Genomic DNA, 17702 nt, shown 5'->3' with positions numbered 1-17702 from the left:
TTGCGAATATTCTATTAAAATCACCTTGTGTTCATATTTGCATATAGCACGGTGTATTATCAAAGCAGTGACATTTTTTCAGTTTATTGTGAAAACGTCGTCAGTATCGAGCGTTTTGCGCTAAAATATTGTGTAAACGTGCGTGAGTGACAGGAGATAACGGTGAGCGAGATTGCCCAGACTGACAATTTCAACGACAAAACCATCATCAAGGTAGTCGGCGTCGGTGGTGCCGGCGGTAACGCCGTCAATCGGATGATCAGCGAGGGCCTACAGAATGTAGAGTTTGTGGCCATTAATACTGACGCTAAAGATTTACTGCGTTCTGATGCTGATGTAAAAATTTCATTATCTGATGCTTCGAGTCGAGGCTTGGGTGCTGGTGCTGACCCTGAAAAGGGTGCTAAAGCTGCGCAGGATCATCAATCAGACATTGAAGAGGCACTTAAGGGTGCTGACATGGTGTTTGTTACCTGCGGCGAAGGCGGCGGTACGGGTACTGGTGCAAGCCCGATTGTGGCTCGTGCAGCTCATCAGCAAGGTGCTTTGACTATTGCTGTTGTTACGCGTCCATTCGGTTTTGAAGGACCGCAACGTGCTGCATCTGCAAAGCTTGGTATCGAGAATCTTCGCAAAGAAGTTGACGCGTTGATTGTTATTCCAAACGATCGTCTTTTGGAAATTTCTGATCGTACTATTGGAATTATTGAAGCATTTAAGACTGCAGATACTGCATTGCTCGCAGGTGTGCAAGGCATTACTGATTTAATTACCATGAATTCTTATATTCATGTTGATTTCTCTGATGTTACGGCTGTTCTTCGCGGAGCAGGTACCGCATTGTTCGGTATTGGTGCTGCAAAAGGCGAGGATCGCGCAACTCAGGCAGCTGAAATCGCTATTAGCTCCCCATTGCTGGAAGAAAGCATTGAGGGTGCTCACGGTGCTTTGATTAATATCGCAGGTCCAAGTGATTTGAAGCTTCAGGAAGCTTCTGCTGCAACTGAACTTGTTCGTAAAGCTATTCATCCAGAAGCTCAAATTATTTGGGGTCTTTCCTTGGATGATTCTTACGGCGATGAGGTTCGAGTTACGGTTATTGCTGCTGGATTTGATGCTCATCCTAAGGCGGAGGAGTCCTCAGCTAAAGCTGGTCAGTTTGTTGATATGCAAGCGGATGTTAAGCCTGTAGCTCCTGCACAGTCTACCTCATCTTTCAAAGAGGAAGCTCAAGCTGCTCCACAAGTAGAACAACCTGCTTCTATGCCTTCTATGTTTGAGCCTTCAATTAATCAGCAATATTCTCCTTCGGCAGCTCCTGTACAGCAACCTGCTGAACCTGACGAACTAGATATTCCTGATTTTCTGCGTTAAGCGTAACGAGAGGAGGGTTGCTTCATGGCTGGCTTTATGAAGAACGTAATGTCATACGTTGGTATGGCAGATGTGCCTGAAGACGATGATTATGCTGAATCTGATGTTCAAGAAACGTCATTCGATAATGATCGCTCGGTAACTCCTGCTGTGTCGCAACGTGGTAATGATTTGCGTGGTGGTTCTGCTCGTGCGAATGCTAGTCGTATGAGTCGTATTACTACAATTCATCCTAAGTCTTACGATGATGCGCAAATGGTTGGTCGTGCTTTGCGTGACGGTGTTCCAGTGGTTTTGAACCTTACTGGTGTGACTGAATCAGTTGCGTATCGTATTGTTGATTTTTCTGCTGGAGTTGTGTTTGGTGTTCGTGGCTCTATTGAGCGCGTAACTCCTAGGGTATTTTTGCTAAGCCCAGCACAAGTGAATATCAAAGTAGAGGACGCTCCGAACGGCAATAATGCGCGTGACTTGTTCTCTTAAAAATTGTATTTGCTAAATAATTAATTAAGCAGCGTTTGTTTAACAACTTTCGCTGCTTTTTTATACTCTTTGGTAGCATAAAAGCGATGCGTTCGAGCATGACTAAATCATACGAATTTAAACTAAAGGCATGTAGCCCAAATAACGAAAGTAATCTAATGAGCAGTGAAAATGAAAACGAAAACACTATGCAAGCCAAGCAACGCACTGTATTGTCGTTTGTGCGTCGTTCTGGGCGCTTAGATGCGCGTTTACAGCACGCTCAGGAGCGTTATGCAAGTCAGTACCTATTAGACGTTACTGAAGCACCTGGCTCTTTTAGATTGCGCGAGAATTTGCGCATTACGCATGATTGGATTAAAGATAAGTGGGGCAATGATAATCCGCTTATTGTTGAAATCGGTTCCGGGCAAGGCGAAAACATTGTTGCTGCAGCCGAACGTTTGCCGGAAACTAACTTTTTGGCGCTTGAAGTTTATGATCCAGGCGTTGCTCACACAATGCTTTTAGCTGGAAAGCAAGGTTTAACTAATCTTCGTATTGCACAAATTAACGCTCCTGATTTCTTTGCTGCGTGCGACTGCGGAGTTTTAGAAGAAGTTTGGACATTCTTCCCGGATCCATGGCCTAAAATGCGCCACCATAAGCGTCGTATAGTACAACCAGAGCTTGCTTCTACAATTCACCATGCATTGCGCAAGGGGGGCGCTTGGCGCATTGCTACAGATATTGAAGATTACGCTTTGCATGTGCACGAGATTATGGATTCTCGCGAAGATTTCGCAAATATTGGCGAATTAAAAGTAAGTCTTCCAATTGAGCATGTTGGAAAAGGTACTGCCGATACTGCAGCAGCTCTTCCACACGCAGATTTTAACGAATCCGAACGCTTTGCTGGTCGCGTTCTTACGAATTTTGAGCGCAAAGGCGTGGATGCTGGTCGCACGATTCACGATTTCACTTACCTAGCGCAATAACCCTCTGCAGCCGCTGTTCTCGTAGCTTTGCAGTTGTACTTAACCTCAACACGCCGTGAGTTGCGCGACTCTTTTTTGAGTGTTAATATCATATGGTTTGGTTCGAAGCCCCCTTCGTCTAACGGTTAGGACACCAGACTTTCAATCTGACAACAAGAGTTCGACTCTCTTAGGGGGTACAAATTACAACGCCGCTGTATTTTCAGCGGCGTTTTTCGTTTTTTGTATTTCTGATTTTCGTATTTCTATTTTTGCTGCTTACCCTATTTTCGTATTTTTGCGCAGCAATTAGTCTTTCATATTTTTTATAAATCGGCATAACTTCTGACAATGTATTAAATATCACAAAAGGTATGTTGTGCTTTTTAGAGATGATACACTTTCTCATTGGTGCTTCTGCCCGGGCTGTGTAGGTCAGGAAGTATTCAATTAAGTAATTTACAATGCGCAGCAGCTTAAAAAAGGATTTCCTATGAGCGATATTTTCAATACAAATGATAATGGATTAGAATCATCTAATTGTGTAACGGATAAAGTAGATAGTAATGCTGCTTCTAGTATTAATAGGGTTGTAAGCATGCGTTGGCGTGTTGCGGATATCGCATTAGGTGCTGCTCTTGCTGCTGTTTTTGGCGTTATCTTGTATGGCTATGGCTTGGTGTTTATTCCTTTGATTCGTACTTTGAATTCAGCTGTTCTTCCTGGTTTTGCAAGCATCACGCATGGTGTTTGGTATTTGTCTGGAACTCTTGCAGTTTTGCTTATTCGTAAGCCAGGTTCTGCAGTGTATGTAAATGTTGTTGCAGCATTTGTACAGGTGCTTCTTGGAACTCCGTTTAATATGCGAGATACGCTTATTTCTGCACTTTTGCAGGGTGTGTTTGCGGAGATTCCGTTCTTAATTTTCCGTTTGCGAAAGTTTAATTTGACTTTAAGCATTGCATCTGGATTATTAGTAGCGTTTGAGTATGGAGTTTTCCTAACATTTACTAAGTATCAAGCTAAGGCTTCAAGTTATATTACTATTCATATGATTAATGAGCTTATTAGTGGATTGTTGCTTTCTGGAGTGTTTGTGTGGTTTGTGTATTTGGCTTTGCGCAAAACTGGTGCTCTTGATAACTTTGCTTCCGGACGAACTGAGCGCATGTGAGCGCGTGAGCATGCTAGAGAGTCTGTTATTCTAGTTCGACTCACTGAGTTGGCGACGTTTATGGGTATGTGCTAATCTAGTCGTTGCTAACTTTGTTAGCGTGGGGCTTTAGCTCAGTCGGTTAGAGCAGCGGACTCATAATCCGTCGGTCCAGGGTTCAAGCCCCTGAGGCCCCACAAGATATTAATAATGCCACTTCATTATGGTTTATGAAGTGGCATTTTTGTATCTTATAATTTAAATTTTATTTTTGTTTTATTTGTTATTTTCTGCCATTGCTAAGTAGTCTGGTATTTGCTTTGGATACTTAGGCCATGCTCCTTCTTGAGTGCACACGAATGCTGCAGTATTAACAGCTGCGCGATGCGCCTCTTGCAAGCTTTCTCCTTTAAGAATATGAGCTGCAAATGTTCCTGAGAACGAGTCTCCAGCGCCAACTGTGTCAAGAACTTCAACGTGTGGCGTTGGAATAGTAGAGCTTTCTCCGGTGCTAGTAGTAATCGTACTAAAAGTAGAGCCGCCTGTAAGAATCACATAATCTAGTCCGTAACGAGCTTGGAACCACTTGCAAGCTTCCTCGTCTGAAGTGTCGCGAATATTGAACATGTCGCGCAATAAGAATAGTTCCGAATCGTTAAGCTTAAATACTGTGGCTTCTTGAAGTAATGTGTCAATAAGATCCTTAGAGTAGTGATCGCTTCTAATGTTAATGTCGAAGAACTTCATCGCTCCAGGCTTAGTATGCTTTAACAATTGTAAAATTGTGTCGTGAGTTTCTTGAGAACGTAAGCTTAGGGTGCCAAAGCATACCGCATCCGCTCGTTCTACTAAATCAATGAGTTCTCGAGTGTAAAGAATATGATCCCATGCTATATTTCGTAGAATAGTGTACTCTGGTATTCCCTTTTTTAGTGTTACTTCCACAGTGCTTGTTGGCCAAGCGTTGCGTTGAATAATTGAAGTGATGCCAGCTTTGTTCACTTTGTCAATCAGCTCGTCGCCGAGTTGGTCTTGACCAACAGCACTAATCATGCAACTTTGCGCTCCGTGGCACTGTGCATGATATGCAAAATTTGCTGGCGCTCCGCCAACACGTTTTCCGTGTGGGAGTAAATCCCATAAAAGTTCGCCGAGTGAAAGAACAATTGGCTTAGTCATAATATTCCTTTCGCGCGCGTCAGTGCAGCAAGTTTGTAGAGCTATACTTTTACTAAATATCTTCTCGCTTCTTCAAAAGCATTTTGATGCAAATTTTGCTTGTAAAAATGCTACATAAACAATTATGGTGCGCCCTTGCGATAAGTAACATGCGCAATGCGTGTTACGTTTCTATAGAGCGCACCATAAGTGCCATATTGCGTACGTTTAATTTAGCTTATGCTGGCGTACTATATTTATTATTATTTCGTTTTATTATATTTTCTATTATTTTGATTTATTGATTAATGCTGAAAAATATCACTTTTGTGAGCTTGTTCAGCCATCCATGCTTCTACGTCATCGATTTGCTTTGGAATGTCAATAGAAAGCCATTCTGGACCGTTTTCAGTCATAAGAACATCGTCTTCAATACGAATTCCAATTCCGCGCATTTCTTCAGGAAGCATCAAATCGTTAGATGCAAAGTATAATCCTGGCTCAATAGTGAATATCATTCCTGGAGTAATTTTTGCGCCTTGGTAAGACTCGTAGCGTGCTTGTGCGCAATCGTGCACGTCCAAACCAAGATGATGAGCAACACCGCAAGCGTGCCAACGACGATGCTGTTGACCTTCTGGTGAAAGTGATTCTTCAACGCTAACTTTCAAAATTCCCCATTCGTGCAAGTGCTCAGCTAGAACGCGCATGCAAGCATGGTGAATATCGGAGTAGGTTGCACCTGGCTTAGCAGCCTCAAAACCGGCTTGCTGAGCGTCAAGAACGCACTGGTAAAGCTTCTTTTGCAAGTCAGTGAATTTGCCATTTGTTGGGAAAGTGCGTGTAATGTCAGCAGTGTAGAGGCTGTTAACTTCAACGCCGGCATCAATAAGTAGCAATTCTCCGCTGGAAACAACGCCAGTATTGCGCATCCAGTGCAAAATTGGCGCGTGCTTGCCTGAAGCAACAATAGTGTCGTAGCCTACTTCGTTTCCTTCCTCGCGAGCAACGGAATTAAAAGCACCCTCAATCATGCGCTCGGAATGCTCATGACCTAAAGCATTAGGCAAACGCGTAAGCATGCGGTCAAAACCAAGTTTTGTGGCTGCAATAGCTTTGCGCATTTCGCGAATTTCGTAGTCGTCCTTAAGCATTCGTGCTTCTGCAGCGAATTCGTGCAATTTGTCGTCTGCGCAAGTGTTTGCATCTTCATCAGTAAATCCACTTGCTTCGCGCATTGTTTCAACTTTTGCAGTAAGCTCAGGATCGGTTTCTCGAACAATTCGCACGCGAATGCCTTCACCATTAGCGTCGTCGCTTACGTTCTTTGCAATAGCGTCGTCAAGTTCTGCAATATCGCGCGTTTCAATGCCGGTCATCGCTTTAAGTTCTTTTAAGCCTGCACGAGGACCAACCCAATATTCTCCATAGTGAGGATCCTTGTAAAATGATGAAGTGCTGTTATCTGCGCGTGGAGCTACAAAAAGCTCAGGTACATGTGTTTTTCCAGCCTTAGCTTCTTCGCTATCTTTGCTGACTGGCTCCATAACAAGCACGGCACCAGCCTCATAGTCTTGTCCTAATCCAGTGTAGTAGGCAAATGTAGTGTCTGGGCGGAAAGCATAATCGCAGTCGTTATTACGCACCTTTGGTTGTCCTGCAGGAATAACTAAACGTTCGCCTGGGAAACGCTTTGAAAGAGCCTCTAAACGAGCTGGAATATACTTGCTAGATTCAAGAGCCTTAACTTCTGGCTCCTGGTTATCCCAGCCATTCGTCATAAAATCTTTAAAAGAATCACTGTTTGGACGAAGTGAACGGTTATTTACGCGATCTTCTGCCTTCTGCGTGCCGTCAGCTTTTAACTCTTCGCCGTGCTCAGTTGGCGTATATTCTGCCATTATGAGACTCCTTAATTTTTGCTTGCGCAAGTTATACAAATAGTAAATAAACAGTCAATAAACTAACATAGTCTTATTTAGTGTTTTATGCGAGTTTTTTAGTGCAAAATAGCAAGATTTTATACGCAATTTACAAAGTGCGTTTAAACTCTTTTTGTTATGTGAATATTGTCACAACATATTTATATGCGTGTGTTGTTGGTATCAACTAATCTAGATAGTTGGAAAATGAGTAAGCGAGCGTAAAAATTAGGGGGAGTAGTTATGTCTATTGAAAATCCAAATCGCAATAATGAGCGAATTGTTGATATTGAACGCGATATTATGAGCCGAGCTCCAGAGCATAATAAAACTAATCTCGACTTGGATCGCATGCGTCTTATTCTCGATATTTTAGGTCATCCAGAGCAGTCTATGCGTGTTATTCACATAACTGGTACGAACGGCAAAGGTTCTACTGCTCGAATGGCTGAGTCGATTTGTCGAGCATACGGTTTGCGAACCGGATTATATACTTCTCCACATTTGGAGCGCGTAAACGAGCGCATTATGATTGACGGACAGGAAATTAGTGACGATCAGTTCGTTGATGTGTGGGATCAAATGAAAGACATTATCGACATGGTTGACGCTCGCATGGAGGCTGACGGTAAGCCAAAAATGAGCTTTTTTGAAGTGCTTACAGCCATGGCAATTTGGGCTTTTGCGGATGCTCCTGTTGATGTTGCTGTTATGGAAGTTGGCATGGGTGGTGAATGGGATGCCACCAATGTTATGAATGCTGATGCTGCAATTATTGGGCCGGTTGATATGGATCACATGCAATGGCTTGGAAACACTGTTGAAGAGATTGCTCGCACGAAGGCTGGTATTATTAAGCCAAATTGCACTGTTATTTTGGGTCCTCAGCCGCATGAAGCTAAGGTTTTGCCAATTATTAAGGAAGTTGCGGAGCGCAATCATGCTACATTATTGCGCGATTCTTCTTATGGCGATGGCGAACTTGAAGTTGTGTCTCGTACTCCTGCAGTTGGTGGACAGGTTGTTACTTTGCGTACGCCTCTTGGCACTTATGAGGATGTTCCGATTGACAAGTTTGGCAAACATCAGGCTCATAATGCTTTGGCAGCTCTTGCCGCTGCAGAGGTTGTGCTGCCTGTAAATGGTGCTTTGGATGGCGATTTGGTTGCAGAAGCTTTAAGCCAGGTTAAGGTTCCTGGTCGTATTGAGCAGGTTCGTACTTCGCCGACAATCATCATTGACGGTGGACATAACGTGAATGCTGCTGAGTCTCTTCGCGAAACTATTGAAGAAAACTATCATTTTGAGCAGCTTATTGGCGTTGTGGCAATGATGGCAGATAAGCAAGTTGAAGAATACTTGGGCGTTCTTGAGCCTATTTTGACGAAGATTGTTGTTACGCGTAATTCTTGGCGCGACCGTGTTATGGATCCAGAAGAGCTCGAAAAGATTGCTGTAGGCGTATTTGGCGAGGATCGCGTAATTCGTGTTGACGAGTTGCCGGATGCTATTCAAACTGCTGTTGATTTAGTTGATGAAGACGATGAGCTTGGTGTGGGCTATGGTCACGGAGTGCTTATTTGCGGTAGTTTCGTCACTGCAGGAGATGCGCGCACAATGCTTGTTGAGCACGTGAATCCGGATCTAAAAAAGCCAAAGGATCAGCGCGTAGCAATCCACCCAAATATTGACGAGTCTTGAAAATTAAGCTATTTTTGCTACTTAATTCGCAAAGATTTAGCTTTTTCTACAGTATTTTTTACAAGTACTGCTTGAGCGTCAACTAACGGTATTTGCGGAAGAGGGAAAGCTTCATTAAGCACGCTTAATTCTGTGCAACCCAGAATAAGTGCGTCGCAACGGCACGCTCCTGCAGGGTCAAGCATGTCGCTTAAAACGGACTCGTAACGGCGTAAATTAAGATCGCCTGTGCCTTTTACATCATCATAAATAAGTGATGTAATGCGTTTTTGTAAATCGTCGTCGGGCGCTACGAATGTGTATCCTGCTTCTTCTATAGCGCGCTGATACACTCCAGCTTTACGCGACCCTGCAGTACCTAAGAATCCAATACGGTTACATTTAGACTTTGGATAACGTTTAGAAACTTCAGCTACAGCACCACGCGGCATATGCATAATTGGCACGTCGGTAAGTGCTTGGAACTTATCGTAAAAGTAATGCGCAGTATTGCACGTGAGCACAATAAATGAAGCACCCATCGCAGTTGCTTTAGCTATGTCGTCTGCAAGAGTAGGGAATGGGCTTTCGGATGATTCGCCAACAATATATGCTGTTCTATCTGGCACAGAAGCATCATTGAACACCACATAATCTAAAAACTCTTGATCGTTATGCGCATGCGTTTCTTTGTTAAGTAAACGAATATAGCTTTCTGTTGCAAGTGTGCCCATGCCGCCGAGTACAGCAAAAAACGGACGTTTCATTGTCTCATATTCCCTTCAAAGTTACGTAATAATTTTCACGCTTTGTTGCGGAAAAATTCTGCGTAACGTCTTGTGTAAATTGAAAACATATGACGAATCATCAACCAGCGTAGCAGATTCATATCTTTTTTATATTCTAGCGTAGTGCCCCAATCGCCGCGACGAATCATATTAAGACCGCGCTTCTTTTCATCGCCTTCTGCTACATAATTGCAAAATATCGATCGCGGAATCTCCATCCACAGCTTTTCTCCACGGCCGAACACAGTATTTCCATCAAAAGGCTTATGGTCAATTAAATCTTCAACAAAATATTTAGCAATATTAAATCCGTTTAAAGTGACGAAATAGCTTGAACGTCCTTGACGTAAATTGATTTCAAAAAGCTTATACTTTCCGTCTCTCTCATCGTATTTCATATCAAAATTAGCTACGCCAACGTAACGTATATCTTCCAAAAATGCTTTAATATTTTGGAAAACTTCCTCATTGTAGTCTGGAATAATAGCTGCATAATTTCCGATTGCTTCTGGAGTTGGATCCTCCAGCAGAGGGTGTCCTAGAAACATCATGCGCACATGATGGTCGCTATCAACGTAAGCATTTAGCACACGCATGCGGCTGTCGTCTCCAGGAATAAAGTCTTGCAAAATCATTTCGTCATCGTAGCCAGCTTTGTACGAGCGTTGAATAAGAGTGTCAAGTTCTTGCGGAGTATTGATAATAAAAGCTTTTTTGCGTCCCTCAAAATCAATATCAAGCCATTTAGTGCTATTCGCTGGTTTCATAGCAATAGGGAAGCTGAATGGCAAATCTTCATAAGCGTGCGCTGCTACTTCTTGAGCGTTTACAACTTTAGTTTTTGGATGAGGAAGATTGTATTTTTCACAAGTTTTATAGAATGAGCTTTTAAGGCTAAGCTGGCGATTGAGCGAATTTGGCAATGTGTGGAAAGCAAAATATTCGTGCAATTCATCACCGCATTGGCTCAGAAGGTTCGCATATACGTCGCCGCAAGGAATAAGCAGAAGCTTGGTATTAGGATGCTCTTGATACCATGATTTAGCAAAATCAAGCATTGTATTGCGGAATGTAGGAAGTTCTCCAAAGCCTGGAACAATTCTCACATCGACAATTTTACTAAATTTCGTAGGTGAAAGTTGGAAGTGCGCAAAAGCAATTGAAGTAATGCCATATTCTTCATGGAATGCTCGAGCCATGCCATATGCGTTTATATCGCTACCGAGTAACACAGGTTGGAATCGTTGATTATTCATTTGTATCTTCTTCATTTGTTTTAGTTTGTTATTTAACTTGTTTGTTATTTAGTTTGTTAGCTAGCTTGTTATTTAGTTTATGCAGTAATTGCGTTTATTTTATTCGTATATTTTCATACTTTCGCATAAGCGTATTACAGACCAAAAAGACGCTTTATTACGAATGAATCACCCTCATACGGCACATGCTTTCGTTTGTTTTTAATCCAACGTTCATCGCCCTTACCAATAGCAAGAAGAATGTTTAATCTCTCATTTTTTTGTTCGCTGTTGGCAGCATCGTTGTAAGCGTACTCTATTGCTTCAGCTCTGTCGATAATAATGCGTGAAGAAACATTTGGGTTCGTAACATAACTTTGCATATCCTCGCAAATATGCATTACGTCTTCAGTATCAGTATCTTCAGTAGTGAAAATAAACTGTTCTATGCGGTTTTGCGCGGCTTCAACAATTTCTTTACGACGGTCGACAGCTTTATCTCCTGTGGAACCAGTTATTAGCGTAATTCGAGGATTAAATTTGCCGTAGCGTTCTTCTACAAAGTCAAGAACTGATTTTGTAGAAATGTAGTTATGCGCATAGTCGACAACTGCAATCATATTTGAGTGCGTGTCTTTGAAAACTTCCATGCGTCCAGAAATTTTCACGTTCTCAATAGCGTGTAACGCGTGTAAATCAGTATCTTGATTAATTCCCAATTCTCCTGCAATAGCGATTGCAGCTAAAGCATTTTCGTAGTTAAAATCTCCTGCAATAGACAATGCGAATTCGTCAATAGGGCAGTAGTGCACGTCTTCTTCGTATCCCCTATCTTCGTAGTCGTCGTCTTCGCTTGAGTCTCGCATAGCGATGCAATGTGATTCACTATTTTCTACTGGCATTGCAATGTAGTCAGGAGTAAGTAATTCTGTGTAGTCATCATCGTTAGCAGGAGTGCAATAATTTATGCGATCGTCGTCAATATCATCGAAATTGTCATTTTCGCAAGCGTCGCTTTCTATTTCATCTTTTTTAATGCGAGCAAAAGTTGTTACGAGCACATTGTTGCGTTCCGCATCTTGTAAAAGAAGATCTGCGTGATCTGTATCAGAATTTAGTACTAAACGCTTAGTATTTGCAATAATTTGTCGTTTGCAATACAAGTAATCTTCAAAAGTTGGGTGCTCAATAGGGCTAATATGGTCTGGGCTAATGTTTAAGAATGCTGCAACATCGAATTTAAGACCGTATACGCGATTCACCTTATATGCTTGCGAAGAAACTTCCATAACAAGATACTTCATGCCGTTATCTACAGCTTCGCGCATCATTTTGAAAGCGTCAAAACTTTCAGGAGTAGTTAAATTAGATTCAACGTAATTTTTTCCGTCTACGCAATTATCTACTGAAGAAAACAGTGCTGCTTTACCGTGCGAATGGGAGTTTAGAATAGCGTGAGTAAAGTAGGCTGTAGTTGTTTTGCCTTTAGTTCCAGTAATTCCAACAATAGTGAGTTTTTCTTGTGGATTTCCAAAGAATACTGCTGCAAGCACGCTCATTGCTTTTTTAGCATCCGTAACAATTAAACCAACAGCTTTTGTGTATTGTGCGTAGCTTTGTTCAGCAACATATGCAGCAAGTCCTTTGTTGTCTGCATCTAAAAGATATTCTGACTTAAAATTGCCTTTAATAAACAGAAGTGTTCCAGGTGTAATATCGCGAGTATCGTAAGTTGCGTTAGTGAAGCACTCGTCTGCATCAATATTTGGGAAATAATACGGATTTAAAGACCATATTTCATTTCGAGAATGAGTAGAGTCTACAGTTTTTTCTTTAGTATTAGCAGTATTAGCACTATTGGTATCTTCTGCTTTACAATATTGAATCATTTCGCGCAACAAACCATAGTGTTGCAAAATTTCACTTGCGCTTGTTAATGACAACGTGTTATGCATGATCATAATTTACTTCTTTTCACCAAATGTTTTATAGCCATGTTCCAGTAATAGGCTCACGCCCGTGAGATTGCAGCCATTGATTGAAGCTATCTCGCCAATTAATATAAGCTTCGCGCTGCCAATCCATCATAGTATTCAGCCTCATGCAACTTACTGACTCATATAGTTTGCTCATTGGAGCAATCAAATCAAGAGCTGCAACTGTGTCTGCTGTAGCATCGTGGAAATCTCCGATTGGTTCAACTCCATAAAATTGAGATGTAATAGTGAGAGTACGCTTGCCGGATCTTCTAGAAACAGCTCTATCGATAACAAGAGGATCGACAGTAAGAATGTCATTAGCGTTTAGTGCATGTATTGAACAAGTTGCGCGTTCTTCTAGCGCAGTAAGATGCCAACGCTTCAAGTCGTGACGTAACATTGAAATATCAAATGGAGCGTTATAAGCAAGTAGTGGAATATTCTTAGCTTGAGCCATGCTTACTGCGCGCGCAAGGAATTCAAGTTCTTCTTCAGGCTCTCCGCCGTGTTCTTGAAGGTATTCGTCTGTGAAACCATTTACTTCGCTTGCCTTAGGATTCATAGGCTGATGAGGGTTAATTAACCAAGTTGATACCACATCTCCAGCGTGAGCTGGTTCAGGATTGCGTAATACTAGAGTTGCAGAAACAATGGCATCTTTACCAATATTTGCACCTGTAGTTTCAGTGTCGAAACCAAGTAACCATGATTCAGCAAGTAATGTATTTTCATCTTGCTTAGGTGCTAAATCTAAAGCATTTAACAATTCTTGAATATGAGTTGGCATAGTCACAATACTACCGCAATGTCACGCAATGTCACACTATGCCGCGCTGCGTTATTGTGTTGCGCTCTGTTATCATCTCGCGCTGCGTTGCGCTGTGCAGCACGATAAATTAGTAGCGATATGCGCAAAGTAAAAGTATTATTAGATATATGAGTGAGCAAATCGAGAAGACAAATGTTATGTGCTCTAAAAGCGTAAGAGCTGAAAAACAAAGTGCAAAAAATTGTAATGCTCGCTTATTTAGTGATCGTTTAGTAAATACTAAGCAAAGTTCTGCAATGGAAAGTCGACGCAAAAGATTTGAACAACTTGTATCTACTTGCGTTGATCCTTTGTACACTCAAGCTATGCGTTTTACGCAAAATGCGCAGGATGCGCAAGATTTAGTGCAAGATACTTTTGAGCGTGCTCTTAAATCTTTTGAAACTTTTCAGCCTGGCACAAATTTTGCTGCCTGGATTAACAGGATTGAACGAAATTTGTATTTTAATCAGTACGCGAAAGCAAAACGAAGCCCTAAACGTGCTAACGATGAAACTGGCGACTACAATGATTGGGATATCTATGAGGCTTCTAATCATTGCGCAAAAGGGATGCTTTCTGCTGAACAAGAATATTTAGAAGGGTTTGCTCCACAAGAGATTATTGCGGCGCTTAGTAAGTTGCCGCCTGAGCGTAGAAAAGTTTTTATTGAAGTTGCTATTCGAGGTAAATCTTATAAACAAATTGCCCAAGAAGAAGGCGTAAAAATAGGAACTGTTATGAGCAGACTTAATCGCGCTCGCATGCAACTTAAACGTGAGCTTTCTGATTATTGTGGTTAATAAAAGTATGCTAAAACAAAAAAGCCCACGATTGACGTGGGCTTTACAGTATGTATAAGCGAATTTATAGCTTAAGCATTTGGCCTTTTGCCATGATTCGCTGCTTTTTTACGACGCGCCTTGCGCTTGCGGCCACGCATACCCATAATGCACTCCTTAACGATTAATGAACAACCTTAGGGATTATCGCACGTTGCCAAGACGTTATATTTGCCAACGTACTAATCTCGTGCGAGTAATCACTTGTTGGTAGCAATATTTGCAGTAATAAAGCTTATGTTGCTTATGCTGCTATATCAGCTACAGTTGCGTTTAATAATGTTACGATATCTTGAGGATTAAGAACTACGTCCAATCCTCGTTTTCCTCCAGAAACAAGAATCTCATCAAATTGCATTACGCTACTATCTAGTACTGTTTCATGGTGCGTTTTTTGTCCAAATGGTGAAATTCCGCCAACTACGTAGCCGCTTTCTCGTTGCGCAACTTCTGGGCTTGTCATACTTGCTTTCTTTGCGTGTACTGCTCCTGCAATTGCTTTCATATTGAGACGTCCATTTACTGGAACAATTCCAACCACTCGCTTTTCACCAGTGTCAACCATAAGAGTTTTGCAAACTTGAGCTGCGCTTACGCCTAGCTTCTCAGCAGCCTCAATTCCATAGCCGTCGTCCATGTGATCAGCGTCATGCTCGTATTGCGCTATGCGGAAGGTGATGCCTGCGTTTTCGAGTTGCGCAATAGCTGGAGTTGCTTTTCCGGTTTCTGCATGTTTTTTACTCATTTTGTTACCGTGCCTTATACTCAACTGTCAAATTGTGTTACATGATATGCTATACCGACTGTTGACTTAATGTATATTAAACATATAAACCCCTTGTGGAGCTTAGAAAGCTCCACAAGGGGTTTATATATTAAATATTCGCACAACCAGCTATTGCTGATCGATGCTTAGAGAAATCACTCGGAGATTTCAGCGAAGTAAAGAAGAGTGCGAATCATGTTAGAAGTGAAGCCGTACTCGTTGTCGTAGAAGGTAACGGTACGAGCCAAAGTTACACCGTCAACAGTGTTCACATCGGTCTGAGTTGGATCGAAAACGCCACCGTGGGTGTCGCCGATGATGTCAGAAGACACGATGCTGTCTGCATTGTAACCGAAGTACTCGCAGTTTTCGAAAGCCTTCTTAAAAGCATCGTTAATTTCTTCAGAGGTTGCTGGCTTCTCAAGAACAGTAGTCAACTCGGTAACAGAGCCGTCTGGAACCTGAATGCGCTGTGCGTGACCCTGGAGCTTGCCGTTAACTTCTGGCACAACCTTGCCGATTGCCTTAGCAGCGCCGGTGGAGTGCTCAATGGTGTTGCAAGCTGCGGAACGGTTGTTGCGTGGCTTAGAGCCGCGTGGGCCGTCGAGAATCATCTGAGTGCCGGTGTAGGCGTGAATTGTGGTCATGAAGCCGGACTTGATTCCCCAGTTGTCTTGAAGCAACTTCACCATTGCAGCCATGGAGTTGGTGGTGCAAGAACCAGCGGAAACAATGTTGTCAGAAGCCTTCAAGATTTCGTGGTTAACGCCGAACACAACTGTTGGAGTGGTTTCGTCCTTAGCAGGGGCAGAAATAAGAACCTTCTTAGCACCTGCGTTCAAGTGAGCCTGAGACTTTTCTGCAGAAGTGTAGAAACCGGTGCATTCGAGAACGAATTCAACGCCATCGTTCTTAACCCATGGAATGTTATTTGCGTCTTTTTCGGCGTAAACCTTATAAGTCTTGCCATCTACAACGATTGCGTCTTCGGTAGAGGTTACCTCAACTGGGGTGCCGTCATCGTGGCGGAATGTGCCGTGGGTGCTGTCATACTTGAGCAAGTAGGCGAGCATCGAAGGGGTGGTCAGATCGTTGATGGCTGCGACTTCGATATCACCTGCTTGACCGCCGCGAGCTTGAAGCTCAAAAATACGACGGAATGCGAGACGACCGATACGACCGAAACCATTAATACCAATCTTGACTGTCATGTGGTTCTCCCTTGAGTGAGACCTCGTGCGCAACGTTTTAAGTCGCGCTATTTTCGCGATGAAAACTCACGCATTTAGGTCATCGTTATTTGAATTAACGGTGTTCATTTTAGTGTGCGGTATGTACGAAGAGTTGTAACATAGCTCACTTTTATTGCAATAATGCATTGTGAGAACAGTGAGCGTTAACATGCTGTGTTTTATGAGTGTTTTTGTGAATTTTTTGATAGTTTCCAGTTGCATTTTTGCATAACATTTTACGAATCAATATTGTTCAATTGAACAACGCATGTAATTTTAAAAAGAAAAAAGCTGACGAGTTTTCAACTAAAAGATTCTCGTCAGCCATTTGTGCAAACTAAAGTTTTCGCCTATTCGTTATACGTCATTGCTTCAGCAGCTGCAGTAGTCGAATATGTTGGAGTAGTCTCGCTTTCAAGGGGAACTGCTAATGCTTCCGATATAGAAGTATCGACTTCGCCTAAATCTCCAATTGGTCTTTTAAACCAGCTCACCTGTGGCAATGGAGTGTTAATAGGGAAGGTTACAATAAGTGTTCCTTCATGAACGTCAATATGAGCCGGCGTATCATTTAATAATTCGTTACTTAAACCTTGTACCGCATCTCCATGCATGGTTGCGTGTTTAAGCTGATACTTTAATCCAACTTCATTTACATCATTAGAAACTGGAGTATGAGAAAAAACAGAAACTATGCGCAAATCATCTCCAGATGATGCTGGAAAATCAAGAGATCCATCATGTATTGCTGTAACAATTTGACCGTCGCCGTACAAGAATCCAATTCCGCCGCGACGTGCTAAACGAACCATAAGTTGAATATTAGAAATAGTATGGTCAACTCGACCACCTAATCCTCCAAAAATATGAAATTCTCGAGAGCCTTTAGCCCAGCCAACTTTTAACGCAGAAAGCAAGTCCGGATCATCTTTTTCTGCAGGCAATCTAGTAATAACTGCATCAGTAGGGAGTTTTAATCTAACAGAGTCAAAATCGCCGATAAGTGCATCTACATGCAGACCTAATTCGCATGCATGATCCCAGCCTCCATCAGCTGCAATTGTTAAAGCGCGATCTGGCACATGCTCACGCGTATGATCGTAATAATCTCCTGCTGCTAATACTACGCAGCGTTGCAAAGGTTCCATAGCAACATAATAACGCTGCATTTGTACTGATGGCATACATTTATAACAAGAGTTTATAAGCGTAGTGTCAACCAACATTTGACTATGTTTTATGCCATTTTTTGGATTTTATATTAGCGTATTTGATTGCTTTTATTCCGGCAAATACAGGAATTTTTTAGACTAATACTCGCTTAAC

At 42.2% G+C, this 17702-nt stretch carries 16 protein-coding genes and 2 tRNA genes; 8 read left to right on the top strand and 10 right to left on the bottom strand.

The window, feature by feature from the left end; genetic code table 11:
• Window positions 1-162 precede the first annotated feature (162 nt).
• From ftsZ to AC1EK3_RS03030, 6 genes are all read left to right on the top strand, one after another.
• The gene (gene ftsZ, locus AC1EK3_RS03055) at window positions 163-1374 is read left to right on the top strand and encodes a cell division protein FtsZ (protein WP_415689297.1); all 1212 of its coding nucleotides are present in this window, start codon (window positions 163-165) and stop codon (window positions 1372-1374) included.
• 24 nt (window positions 1375-1398) lie between these two features.
• Window positions 1399-1857, top strand: coding sequence for a cell division protein SepF (locus tag AC1EK3_RS03050; protein WP_391496343.1), 459 nt, complete (start codon window positions 1399-1401; stop codon window positions 1855-1857).
• 158 nt (window positions 1858-2015) lie between these two features.
• On the top strand, window positions 2016-2834 hold the full coding sequence (gene trmB, locus AC1EK3_RS03045; RefSeq protein ID WP_480033570.1) for a tRNA (guanosine(46)-N7)-methyltransferase TrmB: 819 nt from the start codon (window positions 2016-2018) through the stop codon (window positions 2832-2834).
• A 107-nt stretch (window positions 2835-2941) separates the two neighbouring features.
• A tRNA-Glu gene (locus tag AC1EK3_RS03040) sits at window positions 2942-3013 on the top strand.
• Window positions 3014-3306: 293 nt separating this feature from the next.
• Complete coding sequence (locus AC1EK3_RS03035; RefSeq protein WP_480033571.1) at window positions 3307-3987, top strand: ECF transporter S component; 681 nt, start codon at window positions 3307-3309, stop codon at window positions 3985-3987.
• Window positions 3988-4089: 102 nt separating this feature from the next.
• Window positions 4090-4163: transfer RNA gene (locus AC1EK3_RS03030), tRNA-Ile, on the top strand.
• Between the two features lie 79 nt (window positions 4164-4242).
• On the opposite strand, the gene AC1EK3_RS03025 is transcribed toward AC1EK3_RS03030, so the two are convergent.
• Complete coding sequence (locus tag AC1EK3_RS03025; RefSeq protein ID WP_480033572.1) at window positions 4243-5145, bottom strand: carbohydrate kinase family protein; 903 nt, start codon at window positions 5143-5145, stop codon at window positions 4243-4245.
• Window positions 5146-5429: 284 nt separating this feature from the next.
• On the bottom strand, window positions 5430-7025 hold the full coding sequence (locus AC1EK3_RS03020) for an aminopeptidase P family protein (protein ID WP_480033573.1): 1596 nt from the start codon (window positions 7023-7025) through the stop codon (window positions 5430-5432).
• A gap of 264 nt (window positions 7026-7289) precedes the next feature.
• Here AC1EK3_RS03020 and AC1EK3_RS03015 point away from each other — a divergent pair, with 264 nt between their 5' ends.
• On the top strand, window positions 7290-8747 hold the full coding sequence (locus tag AC1EK3_RS03015) for a bifunctional folylpolyglutamate synthase/dihydrofolate synthase (protein ID WP_480033574.1): 1458 nt from the start codon (window positions 7290-7292) through the stop codon (window positions 8745-8747).
• Between the two features lie 17 nt (window positions 8748-8764).
• Here the strand turns inward: AC1EK3_RS03015 and AC1EK3_RS03010 are convergent, their stop codons facing one another.
• From AC1EK3_RS03010 to AC1EK3_RS02995, 4 genes are all read right to left on the bottom strand, one after another.
• The gene (locus AC1EK3_RS03010) at window positions 8765-9493 is read right to left on the bottom strand and encodes an aspartate/glutamate racemase family protein (protein WP_421784466.1); all 729 of its coding nucleotides are present in this window, start codon (window positions 9491-9493) and stop codon (window positions 8765-8767) included.
• A 35-nt stretch (window positions 9494-9528) separates the two neighbouring features.
• Window positions 9529-10770, bottom strand: a complete 1242-nt coding sequence (locus tag AC1EK3_RS03005; RefSeq protein WP_480033575.1) for a carboxylate--amine ligase — start codon at window positions 10768-10770, stop codon at window positions 9529-9531.
• A gap of 134 nt (window positions 10771-10904) precedes the next feature.
• Window positions 10905-12710, bottom strand: a complete 1806-nt coding sequence (locus tag AC1EK3_RS03000; RefSeq protein WP_415683420.1) for a UDP-N-acetylmuramoyl-L-alanyl-D-glutamate--2,6-diaminopimelate ligase — start codon at window positions 12708-12710, stop codon at window positions 10905-10907.
• A gap of 25 nt (window positions 12711-12735) precedes the next feature.
• On the bottom strand, window positions 12736-13515 hold the full coding sequence (locus AC1EK3_RS02995) for an exonuclease domain-containing protein (RefSeq protein WP_480033576.1): 780 nt from the start codon (window positions 13513-13515) through the stop codon (window positions 12736-12738).
• 149 nt (window positions 13516-13664) lie between these two features.
• On the opposite strand from AC1EK3_RS02995, the gene AC1EK3_RS02990 reads away from it, so the two are divergent.
• Window positions 13665-14339 carry a sigma-70 family RNA polymerase sigma factor gene (locus tag AC1EK3_RS02990; RefSeq protein ID WP_480033577.1) on the top strand — a complete coding sequence of 225 codons (675 nt, stop codon included), beginning with the start codon at window positions 13665-13667 and terminating at the stop codon, window positions 14337-14339.
• Between the two features lie 71 nt (window positions 14340-14410).
• Here AC1EK3_RS02990 and AC1EK3_RS02985 read toward each other — a convergent pair whose 3' ends face one another.
• The 4 genes from AC1EK3_RS02985 to AC1EK3_RS02970 form a co-directional block, all read right to left on the bottom strand.
• Window positions 14411-14485: a 50S ribosomal protein bL37 gene (locus AC1EK3_RS02985; RefSeq protein ID WP_369803150.1), complete on the bottom strand. Its 75-nt coding sequence runs from the start codon at window positions 14483-14485 to the stop codon at window positions 14411-14413.
• A 137-nt stretch (window positions 14486-14622) separates the two neighbouring features.
• Window positions 14623-15123, bottom strand: coding sequence for a Cys-tRNA(Pro) deacylase (gene ybaK / locus AC1EK3_RS02980; RefSeq protein ID WP_004105119.1), 501 nt, complete (start codon window positions 15121-15123; stop codon window positions 14623-14625).
• Between the two features lie 176 nt (window positions 15124-15299).
• A complete protein-coding gene (gap, locus tag AC1EK3_RS02975) occupies window positions 15300-16355 on the bottom strand; it encodes a type I glyceraldehyde-3-phosphate dehydrogenase (RefSeq protein ID WP_391496350.1) in 1056 nt (351 codons plus the stop codon).
• A 371-nt stretch (window positions 16356-16726) separates the two neighbouring features.
• Window positions 16727-17524: a thiamine diphosphokinase gene (locus AC1EK3_RS02970; RefSeq protein ID WP_415687026.1), complete on the bottom strand. Its 798-nt coding sequence runs from the start codon at window positions 17522-17524 to the stop codon at window positions 16727-16729.
• Window positions 17525-17702: the final 178 nt, after the last annotated feature.

It is taken from the genome of Gardnerella sp. C0026F2 (genome assembly GCF_056590715.1).
Note: the sequence above shows the minus strand (reverse complement) of the source record. Positions and strands in the feature narration are given on the sequence as shown.